The 12826-nt window shown below is 71.1% G+C and carries 12 protein-coding genes and 1 tRNA gene; 5 read left to right on the plus strand and 8 right to left on the minus strand.

The genetic code is table 11. The annotated features are described in order from the left end of the window. Positions 1–25: 25 nt before the first annotated feature. On the minus strand, positions 26–1345 hold the full coding sequence (locus ROT00_RS00500) for a zinc-dependent metalloprotease (RefSeq protein ID WP_404772135.1): 1320 nt from the start codon (positions 1343–1345) through the stop codon (positions 26–28). 206 nt (positions 1346–1551) lie between these two features. Here ROT00_RS00500 and ROT00_RS00505 point away from each other — a divergent pair, with 206 nt between their 5' ends. The 3 genes from ROT00_RS00505 to ROT00_RS00515 all read left to right on the plus strand — a co-directional run bounded on the left by ROT00_RS00505 (position 1552) and on the right by ROT00_RS00515 (position 6613). Beyond that, on the plus strand, positions 1552–2679 hold the full coding sequence (locus ROT00_RS00505) for a YlbL family protein (RefSeq protein ID WP_404771511.1): 1128 nt from the start codon (positions 1552–1554) through the stop codon (positions 2677–2679). Positions 2680–2807: 128 nt separating this feature from the next. Continuing rightward, positions 2808–5747: a UPF0182 family membrane protein gene (locus ROT00_RS00510; RefSeq protein WP_404771512.1), complete on the plus strand. Its 2940-nt coding sequence runs from the start codon at positions 2808–2810 to the stop codon at positions 5745–5747. Then, positions 5744–6613, plus strand: coding sequence for a class I SAM-dependent methyltransferase (locus tag ROT00_RS00515; RefSeq protein WP_404771513.1), 870 nt, complete (start codon positions 5744–5746; stop codon positions 6611–6613). The genes ROT00_RS00510 and ROT00_RS00515 overlap by 4 nt, the downstream gene beginning before the upstream one ends. A 51-nt stretch (positions 6614–6664) precedes the next feature. Here the strand turns inward: ROT00_RS00515 and ROT00_RS00520 are convergent, their stop codons facing one another. Beyond that, positions 6665–8017, minus strand: a complete 1353-nt coding sequence (locus ROT00_RS00520; RefSeq protein WP_404771515.1) for a glycoside hydrolase family 18 protein — start codon at positions 8015–8017, stop codon at positions 6665–6667. A 392-nt stretch (positions 8018–8409) separates the two neighbouring features. Between ROT00_RS00520 and ROT00_RS00525 the strand changes: the two genes are divergently transcribed. Then, positions 8410–8483 (plus strand) — tRNA-Met (locus ROT00_RS00525). Between the two features lie 118 nt (positions 8484–8601). On the opposite strand, the gene ROT00_RS00530 is transcribed toward ROT00_RS00525, so the two are convergent. Next, the gene (locus tag ROT00_RS00530) at positions 8602–8748 is read right to left on the minus strand and encodes a hypothetical protein (RefSeq protein WP_404771517.1); all 147 of its coding nucleotides are present in this window, start codon (positions 8746–8748) and stop codon (positions 8602–8604) included. Positions 8749–8957: 209 nt separating this feature from the next. Between ROT00_RS00530 and ROT00_RS00535 the strand changes: the two genes are divergently transcribed. Continuing rightward, entirely contained in the window at positions 8958–9395 is a 438-nt protein-coding gene (locus ROT00_RS00535) for a helix-turn-helix domain-containing protein (protein ID WP_404771519.1), read from the plus strand. Here the strand turns inward: ROT00_RS00535 and ROT00_RS00540 are convergent. The 5 genes from ROT00_RS00540 to ROT00_RS00560 all read right to left on the minus strand — a co-directional run bounded on the left by ROT00_RS00540 (position 9377) and on the right by ROT00_RS00560 (position 12780). Continuing rightward, a complete protein-coding gene (locus ROT00_RS00540) occupies positions 9377–10006 on the minus strand; it encodes a ClpP family protease (RefSeq protein ID WP_404771521.1) in 630 nt (209 codons plus the stop codon). The two genes, ROT00_RS00535 and ROT00_RS00540, sit on opposite strands and share 19 nt — an antisense overlap. Continuing rightward, positions 10003–10623: a ClpP family protease gene (locus tag ROT00_RS00545; protein WP_404771523.1), complete on the minus strand. Its 621-nt coding sequence runs from the start codon at positions 10621–10623 to the stop codon at positions 10003–10005. Before ROT00_RS00545 ends, ROT00_RS00540 begins: the two co-directional genes overlap by 4 nt. A gap of 156 nt (positions 10624–10779) precedes the next feature. After that, positions 10780–11262 carry a hypothetical protein gene (locus ROT00_RS00550; RefSeq protein ID WP_404771525.1) on the minus strand — a complete coding sequence of 161 codons (483 nt, stop codon included), beginning with the start codon at positions 11260–11262 and terminating at the stop codon, positions 10780–10782. Positions 11263–11302: 40 nt separating this feature from the next. Next, a complete protein-coding gene (locus ROT00_RS00555) occupies positions 11303–12247 on the minus strand; it encodes a hypothetical protein (protein ID WP_404771526.1) in 945 nt (314 codons plus the stop codon). Further along, positions 12235–12780 (minus strand): RNA polymerase sigma factor, encoded by a 546-nt coding sequence (locus ROT00_RS00560; protein ID WP_404771527.1) that lies wholly within the window; start codon positions 12778–12780, stop codon positions 12235–12237. Before ROT00_RS00560 ends, ROT00_RS00555 begins: the two co-directional genes overlap by 13 nt. Between the last annotated feature and the right edge of the window lie 46 nt (positions 12781–12826).

Genomic DNA, 12826 nt, shown 5'->3' on the forward strand with positions numbered 1-12826 from the left:
GCGCTCTCCACAGGCCGGGTGCCGGTCAGGCCTTCGGCGGCTCCTCGCCGTCCTCGCCCGGGCCCGCCGGCGTCTCGCCGCGGAGCAGCTGCTCGAGCGCCTCGTCGAACTCGGCGTCCTCGGCGTCGATCGGCGTCTCGCCCGTGAGCCGCGCGACGAGCGCGGCCGGATCGTCGAGGTCCGCGGCGACGGGGAGGAGGTCGGGATGCGCCCACATCGCGTCGCGCTGCTCGACCCCGACGGCGTCGGTGACCGCGCGCCACATCGCGGCCGCCTCGCGGAGCCGCCGCGGACGGAGCTCGAGGCCGACGAGCGTCGCGAGCGCCGATTCGGCCGGGCCGCCGGAGGCCCTGCGGCGGCGGATCGTCTCCGCGATCGCCACCGACTTCGGCAGCCGGGTCGTGGCTTCGGCGGTGACGACGTCGACCCAGCCCTCGACGAGCGCGAGCATCGTCTCGATGCGGTCGAGCGCCGCCTGCTGCGCCTCGCTCTTCGGGCGGATGAGCGCACCGCTCACGACGGCGTCGCGCAGCGCCTCGGTGTTCGACGGGTCGAAGCCCTCGGCGAGCTCCTCGAGCCGTCCGGTGTCGATGTCGATGCCGCGGGCGAAGGAGGTGATCGCGGTGATGAAGTGCAGCCGCAGCCACTTCGCGTGGCGGAACAGCCGGGCGTGGGCGAGCTCGCGCACCGCGAGGTACAGCTCGACCTCGCCCGAGTCGACGTCGAGGCCCTCGCCGAACGCGGCGACGTTCTGCGGGAGGATCGCGGCACGGCCGTCCTCGATGACCGGGATGCCGATGTCGCCGCCGGACACGACCTCGCCCGAGAGCTGGCCCACGACCTGGCCGAGCTGCATCGCGAAGAGCGCCCCGCCGATGCTGCGCATCATGCGGCTCGCGCCCTGCACCATCTCGCGCATCTCCTCGGGAGCCTGCTCGGTCATGACGCGCGTGAGGGCGTCGGAGATGGAGAGGGCGACGGGTTCGGCGAGCTGGGTCCAGACGGGCATCGTCGCCGCGACCCAGGCGCGCCGGGTGAGCTGCTCGGGCGGCGACGGCAGCGCTGTGACGTCGACGGCGGCGTCGAGCCAGAGCGCGGCGACCTGGAACGCCTGTTCGAAGCGCGCGCGCTCCGCCTCGTCGAGCTGCCGCTGGCCGTTCGCCGCGTGCTGCTCGCCCTGCTTCAGGGCGACCGACCAGTCGATGCCCTCGTCGGCGTGGTTCATCGCCTGCTGCAGCTGCGAGAAGAGCGCGGCGATGCTCGCCGGGTCGTTGGGCAGGCCGGCGGCGCCGGCCAGCTTGGACGGATCGATGCCGCCGGAGCCGGAGAGCAGCTCGCGGAGCATCTCGCGGAACTCCTCTTCGGGGTTCCGGTCGCTCGGGTCTTCGCCTCGATCGGCCACGTGCGCCACCTCCAGTCGCGTCGACTCCAACGCTAACGCGGGCGCACGGTGGCCTGACTGGGAAATGGCCTAGGCTGGGCGTTCCGGGTGTCCGCCCTTCGCGAACAGCGCCCGAGCTGCGCAACCGCAGACCCTGGAAGGATGACCGCGTGAGCCTCTTCGAGGACGAGCCCCAGACCGATCCCCGCTGGCGCCACGATCCCTCGGTAGGCCGACGCAGCCTCCGGGAGCGCATCGGCTGGTCCGCGATCGGGGTCGCCCTCGTGATCGGCGTCGTCTTCGCCCTGCTGCCCTCGCCCTACGTCATCGAGCAGCCCGGCCCCGTCTACAACACGCTCGGCTCGCAGGAGCACGACGGCGAGGAGCGGCCGCTCATCGCCGTGCCCGGCGAGGAGACCTATCCGACCGACGGCGAGCTCAACCTCCTCACCGTCTCGGTCGTGGGCAAGCCCGGCCGCACGCCGAACTGGCTCGAGGTGCTCGGCGCCTGGGTCGACCGCACGAAGTCGGTGCTGCCGGTCGAGGCGATCTTCCCGCCCGGCATCAGCGACAGCGACCGGGACGCGCAGAACCAGGCGGCGATGGTCGACTCGCAGCAGGACGCGATCGCCGCGGCCCTCGTCGAGCTCGGCTACGACTTCCCGCGCGAGGTCACCGTGACGGGCTCCGCCGAGGGCACGCCGGCCGCCGGGGTCCTCGAGGAGGGCGACGTCATCGAGTCGGTCGACGGCACGGACGTCCACTCCATCGGGGAACTGCGCGCGGCCGTTCAGGCGCACGGCACCGACTCGCCCGCCTCGCTCCTGATCAGCCGTGACGGCGCCGAGCAGACCGTCGAGCTCACGCCCACCGACAACGGCGGCACGGCGATCCTCGGCATCGGCGTGCGCATGGTCTACGAGTTCCCCTTCGACGTCGAGATCCAGCTCGACGACGTCGGCGGTCCCAGTGCGGGCATGATGTTCGCGCTCGGCATCGTCGACACGCTCACCCCGGGCGACCTCACGGGCGGCGAGAGCATCGCCGGCACCGGCACCATCGACTCGGCCGGCACGGTCGGGCCGATCGGCGGCATCCGCCAGAAGATGTGGGGCGCCCTCGACGCCGGCTCGACCTGGTTCCTCGCGCCCGCGTCGAACTGCAACGAGGTCGTCGGCAACATCCCGGACGGCCTCACCGTGTTCTCGGTGGAGACGCTCGACGAGGCCCGCACGATCGTCGAGGACGTCGCCGACGGCGAGGTCGACGGCACGTACGCGAGCTGCAGCGCCGGCTGAGCGGCCCGCGCCCCCTGATCGCGGGGCGCCGCTCCCGCGCCGTTCCGGGCAAGCTCCAAGACTCGGCCGCTTAGGATGGGTGGTCGATCCATTCCGACCGATCCGTTCCGACCGAACTAGAGGCCAGAGTGTCAGCAGAGACGCAAGACCCCCGCACGTCATCGCGCCGTAGAGCGCCCATCGCGATCACGATCGGGGTGGTCGCCGTGCTCCTGGTCGGGTTCTTCCTCTTCGCCGGGGTCTACGCCGACATCCTGTGGTTCCGCCAGCTCGGCTACTTCGACGTCCTCGCGACGGAGTGGATCGCCCGCATCGCGCTCTTCCTCATCGGCTTCGTCGCGATGGCACTGCCGGTCTGGGCGTCGATCTTCATCGCCTACCGCACCCGGCCGGTCTACGCGAAGCTCAACTCGCAGCTCGACCGCTACCAGGAGGTCTTCGAGCCCCTGCGCCGTCTCGCGATGTACGGCGTCCCCGTCGTGCTCGGTGTGTTCGCCGGCGTCTCGACGGCCTCGCGCTGGGACGCCGCGCTCGCGTGGCTGAACCGCACCCCCTTCGGCACCACCGACCCGCAGTTCGGCCTCGACGTCGGGTTCTTCGTCTTCGAGCTGCCGTTCTACCGCTCGATCGTGGGCTTCGCCTCCGCCGTCGTGCTGCTCTCGGGCCTCCTCGTCATCGCGACGAACTACCTCTACGGCGCCATCCGCATCTCCGGGCGCGAGGTCGTGATCTCGAAGTCCGCCCGCGTGCAGATCGCGATCACCGCGGGCCTCTACCTGCTGCTCCAGGGCGTCAGCATCTGGCTCGACCAGTACGGCACCGTGACCGAGCAGGGCACGCTCTTCACCGGCGCGAGCTACACCGACGTGAACGCCGTGATCCCCGGCCAGTGGATCCTCGCGGCGATCGCCATCGGCGTCGCCATCCTGTTCTTCGTCACGGCGATCATGGGCCGGTGGCGCCTGCCGCTCGTCGGCACCGTGCTGCTCCTCGTCTCGAGCCTCATCATCGGTTCGATCTACCCGTGGGTGGTGCAGCGCTTCCAGGTCGAGCCGAACGCGCGGACGGCCGAGGCGCCGTATCTGCAGCGCAACATCGACCTCACCCGCGACGCCTACGGCGTCGACACGGTCGAGGAGATCCCGTACGCGGCGAAGACCGACGCCGAGCCCGGCGCGCTCCGCGCGGACGCCGAGACCACGGCCTCGATCCGCCTGATGGACCCGCAGCAGATCAGCCAGGCCTTCGGCCAGCTCGAGCAGTTCCGCCAGTACTACCAGTTCCCGCAGAGCCTCGACGTCGACCGCTACGAGATCGACGGCAAGTCCCAGGACGCGATCGTCGCGGTCCGAGACCTGAACCTCGAGGGCCTGAGCGACGCGGCCACCTGGTACAACACCCACATCGTCTACACGCACGGCTACGGCCTCGTCGCCGCCGCCGGCAACCAGCGCTCCTCCGACGGGCAGCCGGTGTTCATCCAGTCGGGCATCCCGCAGACCGGCTCGCTCGGGGAGTTCGAGCCGCGCGTGTACTTCGGCGAGCACTCGCCGAACTACTCGATCGTCGGTGCGCCCAAGGGTGCGAAGGCCGTCGAGCTCGACTACCCCTCGGGCACCGAGGGCTCCGAGCGCACGGAGACGACCTTCCAGGGCGACGGCGGGCCGAAGCTCGACAACGCCTTCACGAAGCTCATCTACGCGCTGAAGTTCCAGTCGGAGCAGATCTTCCTCTCCGACGCCGTGAACGACGAGTCGCAGATCCTCTACGACCGCGACCCGATCGACCGCGTGAAGAAGGTCGCGCCGTACCTCGAGCTCGACTCCGACACCTACCCTTCGGTGGTCGACGGACGCCTCGTCTGGATCGTCGACGGCTACACGATGACCGACCAGTACCCGTACTCGAACAAGGTGAGCCTCAGCGAGGCGATCGCCGACAGCGAGGGGGCGGCACCGTCGCTCGCCTTCGACGAGATCAACTACATCCGCAACTCGGTGAAGGCCACGGTCGACGCCTACGACGGCAAGGTCACGCTCTACGCGTGGGATGAGACCGACCCGATCCTGCAGACCTGGCAGAAGGTCTTCCCGGCGACGCTCGAGCCGATCAGCAAGATGTCGGGCGACCTCATGAGCCACGTGCGCTACCCCTCCGACCTGTTCAAGGTGCAGCGCGCGGTGCTCGGCCGGTACCACGTCACCGATGCCGACCCGTTCTACTCGCGCGAGGACGCCTGGACGACGCCGAAGGAGCCGACGGCCTCCGCGCAGAGCAACGCGCTGCAGCCGCCGTACTACCTGACGATGCAGATGCCGGGCCAGGATTCGCCCGCGTACTCGCTGTACTCGACGTTCATCCCGGATGCGCGCGGTGAGAACAGCCGGAACGTGCTCCGCGGCTACCTGGCCGTCGATTCCGATGCCGGCGCGAGCGACGGCGAACGTTCGGACGGCTACGGCAAGCTCAGACTCCTGACCTTGCCCGAGGACGACAACGTGCCGGGCCCGGGCCAGGTGCAGGCGAAGTTCAACTCCGATCCGACCGTCTCGCAGTCGCTGAACCTGCTGAAGCAGGGGCAGTCCGACGTGATCAACGGCAACCTGCTCACTGTGCCGGTCGGCGGCGGTCTGCTCTACGTGCAGCCCGTCTACGTGAAGTCGACCGGTGGCACGAGCTACCCGCTGCTGCAGAAGGTGCTCGTCGCCTTCGGCGACCAGATCGCGTTCCAGGACACCCTCGACCAGGCGCTGAACGTGCTGTTCGGCGGCGACTCGGGCGCTTCGGCGGGCGACGAGCAGGTCGAGCCCGGCACCGGCGAGGACGGCGGCAACCCCGACGAGCCGAGCACCGATCCCGGTGACACGGGTGGCGACGGCGGCACGCCGACCGCGCCGAGCAGCGAGATGCAGTCGCTCCTGAACCAGGCGAAGCAGGCCATCGCCGACAAGCAGGCCGCGCTCGCCTCGGGCGACTGGACCGCGTACGGGGCCGCCGACGCGAAGCTCGCCGACCTCGTGTCGAAGATGATCGCGCTCGCGGAGTCCGAGAAATCGGCCGCGCAGTGACCGTCGACCCGCGCGCGGGGGAGTGGCTCGAACAGAACCGGGCGAACTGGGACGAGCGCGTGCCCGTGCACGTCGCGTCCGAGTTCTACGATCGGAGCGCCCTGCGCGCGGGCGGCAGCCTGCTCGACCCCATCGCGGCCGCCGGCATCGAGCGACTGTTCCCCGAGGGACTCGACGGGGTGCGCATCCTGCACCTGCAGTGCCACTTCGGATCCGACTCGCTGTCGCTCGCGCAGCTCGGCGCCACCGTCGTCGGCATCGACTTCTCCGAGCCGGCGGTCGAGGAAGCCAGGCGGATGGCGGGGGAGCTCGGTCTCGCCGACCGCGCCCGCTTCATCGAGGCGAACGTGTACGACGCCCGGCACATGCTGCCCGAGCCCGAGTCCTTCGATCTCGTGTTCACGACCTGGGGCACGATCGGCTGGCTCCCCGACGTCGGCGAGTGGGCGCGCATCGTCGCCTGGTTCCTGAAGCCCGGCGGCCGGCTCTACTTCGCCGACGGGCACCCGGCGGCGTACATGCTCGACGGCGACGACGGCCCCGACGGGCTTCCGAGCCTGCGCTACGCCTACGCGGGCGGCGAGCCCGACATCGTCGACAGCGGTGAGGACTACGCCGACCCGGACGTGGTGCTGGAGCACACGAAGACATGGGAGTGGATGCATCCGCTCAGCGAGGTGCTCGGCGGGCTGCGGAGCGCCGGGCTCGCGGTCGAGGAGTTCGCCGAGCACTACCAGGTGCCGTGGCGGATGTTCCCGGCCACGGTGCCGCAGGGCGGCGGACTGTACGGCTGGCCGGGCACCCGCTGGGCTCCGCTCAGCATGGAGATCGTCGCGCAGGCGCCTGCGGCCGGGTCGGCGGCCTGATCGGCGAAGGGGGCCGCGACCGAGTCGCGACCCCCGCCACCGGAGCAGCGCTCAGTCGAGCGGTCCCTCCTCCGCATGCCGCAGCGCGGACCCCAGTGCGCCGCCGAGCTCGTTCCGGTAGTCGCCGGAGAGGTCCCACCACATCGCACCGCCGAGGCCCTGCTCGGCGAGCCAGGCGGCCTTCGCCCGCACGGACTTCGGGTCGTCGAGGCTCCACCACTGGCCCGTCTTCGCGTCGTACCGCCACGACGCCCCGATCGCCGGGTCGAAGTAGCCGTGGCCGAGCGATCGGATCTCGAAGTACGGCTTCGTCCCGATCGCGGAGACCGCGGGATCCGGCGTCCAGCCGGCGCGGTCGCCGACGGTGACGCCCGTCCAGCCCTGCCCGTAGGCGGCGAGCCCGATGTTCAGCTGGGCCGGGTCGGCTCCTGCGGCCGTGTACAGTCCGACCGCGTTGTCGAGGGCGAGGCCCCAGTTGTTCGTGCCGTCAGGGTGCAGGTTGCCCTGGTGCCCGGTGTTGCCCGTCCAGCCGCCGGCGTAGTCGTAGCCCTGGATGTTCAGCCAGTCGACCGCGTCGAACAGTCGCGGGTCGGTCCAGCCGCCGGCGTTGGTGTTCCAGCCGCCCGCGGGTGCGAAGGCGGTGAGGAGGTAGTCCTCGCCGGTCTGCTCGCCGTAGGCGTCGAGCTGTGCGCGGAACTCCTCCATGAGCGCGAGGAAGTTCTCCCGATCGGCGGGGGAGGCGTTGCTCGTCTCCCCGCCGTTCACCGGCCACTCCCAGTCGACGTCGATGCCGTCGAAGATCCCGGCGGCGGCGCCCGGCCCGCCGAAGGTGCCGACCTTCGGGAGGTTGCCCTTCAGGTAGACGTCGATGCACGAGGAGACGAGCGCGGTCCGCCGCTCCGGGGTCGCGGCCGCCTCGGAGAAGTGATCGGACCAGGTCCACCCGCCGAGGGAGATGAGCACCTTCGTCTCGGGGCTCCGCTCCTTCAGCTTGCGGAGCTGGTTGAAGTTGCCGGCGATGCGCTGGTGCTTGTTGGTCTTATCGTTCTTGCCGTCGACGGAGTCCTGCGGGCCGATGAGGCGCAGGTAGTCGTTGAAGGCGTCGCCTTCGCCCGGGACGTTCGTGATCTCGCACTTCAGGTTCGCGGTGACGTTCCCGAAGGCGTAGTTCAGGTGCGTGATGTCGCGGATGGCGCCCGTCGTGAACAGATCCTTGACCTGCACGTCGCGGGTCACGGGGGCGTCGGCCATCAGATAGCCGACGGTGCGGTAGCCGTTGATCTCGGCGGGACCGCCGGAGTGGCCGTGCGGCTTCGCGGCTGCGGGTGCAGCGGCGGCGGCCGCGACGAGCGCGGTCGCGACGCCGAGGGCGGCGAGCGGGCGGAGGAGTCTGCGTCGTGTCATGGGATCCTCATCGATCGGAGCGAGCACTGGTCGGACGTCGGCGGCCGCGGGCGCAGCGGGGCGGCTCACGGCCGCCGGGTTCGCCGCACTGCGGCGACGACGTTGCGGAGGAAGCTAGCAAGCCCGCGGTGGTTTGGAAAGACTCCTGACAAACCATGTGGATGCCTCGTGCGAATCCGACGATCGACTGTGACCATCCGACAGTTCTGTCCCCCAAAGTGTGCACATGCTGCACCCCGGCTCGCGTGTTCAGGAGTGCTGGGTGGCCGGGGCGTCCGGTTCCCGGAGCGCCGCGTCGGAGGCATCCGCGCCGCCGATCGCGGCCCGCCGCACGCGAGAGCGACGCTCGATTGGACGAGGTGCGAAACCCGTGCTAGTGTTATCTCTTGTGCCGCGGGGTGGAGCAGCTCGGTAGCTCGCTGGGCTCATAACCCAGAGGTCGTAGGTTCAAATCCTGCCCCCGCAACAAATCGAGGCCCGGAATCGTCAGATTCCGGGCCTCGATCTTTTTACGCGGGTGACTCGCGCCCCGGCCGCCCGTTGCCGCTCGGGACCTCGGCGTTGATGAGGTCCGCGCGCCTCGCTCAGAGCCGGCGGTCCTCTGCGCGACGCTCGTCCTGCGAGCCGAGGTCTTCGTGTTCGCCCTCCGGCGCTTCGTCGCGCAGCTTCTGCCGGTGCCGGGCCTGCTCAGCATGCTCGGATCGAAGCTCGTCATTCTTGTCGTGCGACATCGCCACTCCTCACGTCGGCCTGTGCGCCGACGCTACTCCTCCGGGGTCGACGCCGCGAGACCCGACCGCGGACGCGAGGGCGGCCTCACCCGGTCTTCGTGAACACTCCGGCGGTCCGGTCGGGCATCGTGCCGACCGGCGTGCGCGTCCCGTTCTGCTCTCAGCGGATCCGTGTTCCGGGCGGATGCCGTCGCGGATAGCCTCGGCCCATGGGTGAGCTCGTCGATCTGCAGCCGGTCCGTCGTCGGCCGAAACCGCTCTGGCGCGACGCCGTGGGCGAGGTGCTCCGCGGCGAACGTCTCGATCAGGACCGGATCCTCACCGAGGTGGCAGGATCGGCCGGGGTCTCGCCGCAGTACCTCTCGGAGATCGAGCGGGGACGGAAGGAGGCCTCGAGCGAGGTGCTCGGCGCCGTCACGGAGGCGCTCGGACTCGAGCTGCACGAACTCGTGCGTCGAGTCGGCACCGCGCTCGAGTCGCGCCACGAGGTCGAGCGCCGCGAGGCCGAACGGCAGGAGCGCATCGAACTCGTCGGCTCCCGCCGTCCGGCGCCGCTGCCGGTTCCGCTGCCCGCGCCCCGGCAGGCTCCGCTGCACGGGTCGGGTGCTGCGGCGCCCCGCGGCGCGGCCTACCTCCTCGCTGCGTAGGCCTCGGCATCCGCACCGAGCGCGGCCTGCGCGCTCAGCACCCGGTCGGCCAGTCCGTACTCGACGGCCGCGGCCGCCGGCAGGATGAGGTCGCGATCGGTGTCGTGCCGGAGCGTCGCGACGTCGTGACCGGTGTCGGCCGCGAGCGCGGCCTCCAGTTCGGCGCGCACCCGCACGACCTCGTCCGCGTGGAGGATCAGGTCGGGGATCGTGCCCCGGCCCTGCGACGACGGCTGATGCAGCACCACCCGCCCGTGCGGAAGGATCGAGCGCAGTCCCTTCGCGCCGCCGGCGAGGAGGACCGCCGCCGGGCCGGCCGCCTGGCCGACGCAGGTCGTCGCCACCTCGGGACGGATGTGCTGCATCGTGTCGTAGACGGCCAATGCGGCACCGGGGGAGCCGCCCGGCGAATTCAGGTAGAGGCTGATCGGCGTCTCGCTCGACTCGGAGGCGAGGTGCAGGAACTGCGCGATCAGCACGTTCGCGACGCCGTCGTCGATCTCGGTGCCGAGGTAGACGATGCGCTCCGAGAGGAGTCGGCTGTACACGTCCAGCGAGCGCTCGGTGTTGCCGCGCCGCTCGACGACGTAGGGGATGGAGTAGCTGCTCATGCCGTCACCTGCAGTCCGGTCCGGGGCCGCTCGGCCCGAGGGAACATCTCGTCGAAGCCGTCGACGACGCGGTCGATGAAGCCGTACGCGACAGCCTCCTCCGCGGTGTACCAGCGGTCGCGGAGCGAGTCCTCGGCGATCCGCTCGAGCGGTTGCCCGGTGTTCGCCGCCGTGATGCCGAGCACCGTGTCGCGCATGTGGCGGAGGTCGTCGGCCTGCAGCTCGATGTCGACCGCGGTGCCGCCGATGCCCGCCGAGCCCTGGTGCATGAGGATGCGCGTGTGCGGCAGCGCGAAGCGCTTCCCGGGCGTGCCGGCGCTCAGCAGGAACTGGCCGGCGCTCGCCGCGATCCCGTAGGCGACGGTGGCGACGTCGTTCGGGATGGAGCGCATGAGGTCGGCGATCGCGAGCATCGCCGAGACCGAGCCGCCCGGGGAGTTGATCCAGAAGCGGATGTCGCGGCGGGGGTCGTCGCCGGCGAGCGCGACGAGCTGGGCGCAGAGCCGGTTGCCGCCCTGCTGGTCGAGCTCGTCGCCGAGCACGATGATGCGTTCGTGGAAGAGCCGGGCGGTGAGCTCGGCGTCGATCGGGTGGATCGATGGGGTGGATTCGCTCATGGCCCCAGCGTGCGCGCTCGCGGCGAGGGGCGGGGCGGATGCTGCTGCGGGCAGCGCTGCGCACGGCAGCGCTGCCCGCAGCAGTGCGGCGCGGCGCGGGCGCCCGACGGAGCGGGCGCGCGCGGCGGCGTCAGCGCGCGGGCGCCGCGCTGCGGCTCAGCAGCCGACCTTCGTGACGCCCCACGAGCTGGTCGTCGCGGAGCTGTTCGCGGAGACGGACCCGACGACCCCCACGCTGTTGTAGGCGCGCACCACGATCGAGCGGGCGTTCGCGATCGACGCCACCGGCGCGCCGAGCGGTGCGACCGACTGCGTGGTGCAGGTGGAGAAGGTCAGCTTCGAGCCCGAGAGGCCGACGCCGCTGTAGACGCAGTGCGTGCCGGTGGCGCAGGACCCGACCGCGCGAGCCGCGGCGCCGCCGCTTCCCGCGATGTTCAGCACGACGGCGCCGTCCTGCCAGCTGACCTCGTCGGGGCCGGTCTGGATGCCGCCGGGGAACTCGGCGAGCACCGCGTCGACCTGCTGCTGGAGCGCGTCGTCCCCGGAGGAGACCGCGGGGACGGCGGCGGAGGCGGAGACGGGGGCGAGCACGGCGGCGGCCACGATGAGCGCGCCCGCGGCGAATCGGGGGAGGTTCACTGTTCGGGTCCCTTTCGTTCCCGAATCGGTGCGGCGTCGACTACTCCCAGGCGGTGTAGTTGATGACCGCGGGACTCGGGAGATCCGTGCGGTCGTGGCCGATGTACGTGGTCTCGATGGAGAGGATCCCGAGACCGGCGTCGGAGACGACGATGCGCTCAGCGTACTCGCCGGGAGCCCGGCTGTCAGTGACGAAGGAGAGGCCCGGGCGGTCGAGCCGGTCGGTCACGGCTCCCTCGACCTCGAGGTCGGGCCGGGTCGCGAGGAACTGCAGCGCCGCGCGGAGCTGCTCGGGGGAGAGCGTCTGCTCGGTCAGCAGGTTGCTCAGCTGGAGGAGGTAGTCGCCCGTCGTGACCCCGGTGCGCCCGAGCGGCTGCTCGAGGAACGGCCCGAAGTCCGCGGCGACGGTCGGCGGCGTGCCGAAGACGAACGGGTACTCGCCGGCGCCGAAGTCCTCCTCCCAGATGAGCGAGCCGACGTCGTAGCCCTCGACCGCGATCGGGCGCCCGTCGGAGTCGTACGGCTGGCCGCGCCGGACCTCGATCCGGGACCCGTCGGCGCGATGCTCCACCGTGCGCACCTCTGGGGCGATGCTCGTCTCCTCGACCCGGCCGTCGTCGCCGAGGACGAGGGACAGGGACCAGGCCTGGAACCGCACGTTCCCGGCGGTGCCGTGCGGCACGACGCGCTCGCTCAACCGCATCAGCAGGACCTCCGGAGAACCGTCGACGGGGGTGGGTTGGAGCAGCGGCGGCGTCGCCGTGGCGTAGCCGGCGGTGGGCTTGCCGAGTGCGACCATGCCGACCGTCGCGGCGAGGAAGACGACGACGGCCGCGGCGACGGAGAGGTAGAGGGGGCGCCGGGCGCCGGCCCGGGCGGCGCGCGGGATCTCCTGCAGGCGCGCCTCGCTCGTCGCGGTCAGTGGTTCGCCGCGGCGGGGGAGCACCGGGCGTGCGGCGTCCAGTCTGCGGGTCAGCTCGTCCATGCGTCCTCCTTCACCGTCGATGCCGGGTCGATGGCGAGCAACTGCTCGAGTCGTCGTCGCGCGCGATGCAGGCGGACCCGCAGGGTGGCGGTGGAGCAGCCGAGGATCTCGGCCATCTCCTCGCGGCTGAGGTCCTCCCAGTACGCCATCCAGATCACCTCGCGGTCGGCCTCCTCGAGCCGATTGACCGCGAGACGGACCTCGATCACCTCGTCGGACGCCAGCTCCGGAGCGGACTCCAGCTCCTGCTCCGCGCGATCCGCGCGGCGGGTGTGGCGGGTCCGGCCCCGGTAGGTGTTGCCGACGACATTGCGCAGCGTCGCATAGAGCCAGGCGATCGTGAACACCTGCGATGCATCATCGCGGCGCCGCCAGGCCTGTGCGAAGACCTCGGCCGCGGCATCCTCGGCGTCGGTCCGGTCGCTCAATCGGTTGAACGCCGCAGCGACGATCACCGCGTGATAGGTGCGGAAGAGCTCCTCGAATTCGCGCGCGCCCTCGACGGGACGCGGAGCTCGGGAACGGGACACCATCACATCATCCCTGTTTCCGGCAGCGCATGTTTCGTTACCGACTCGG

The organism is Agromyces mediolanus (assembly GCF_044917495.1).
In the GTDB taxonomy this organism is placed as follows: Bacteria; Actinomycetota; Actinomycetes; order Actinomycetales; family Microbacteriaceae; genus Agromyces; species Agromyces mediolanus_B.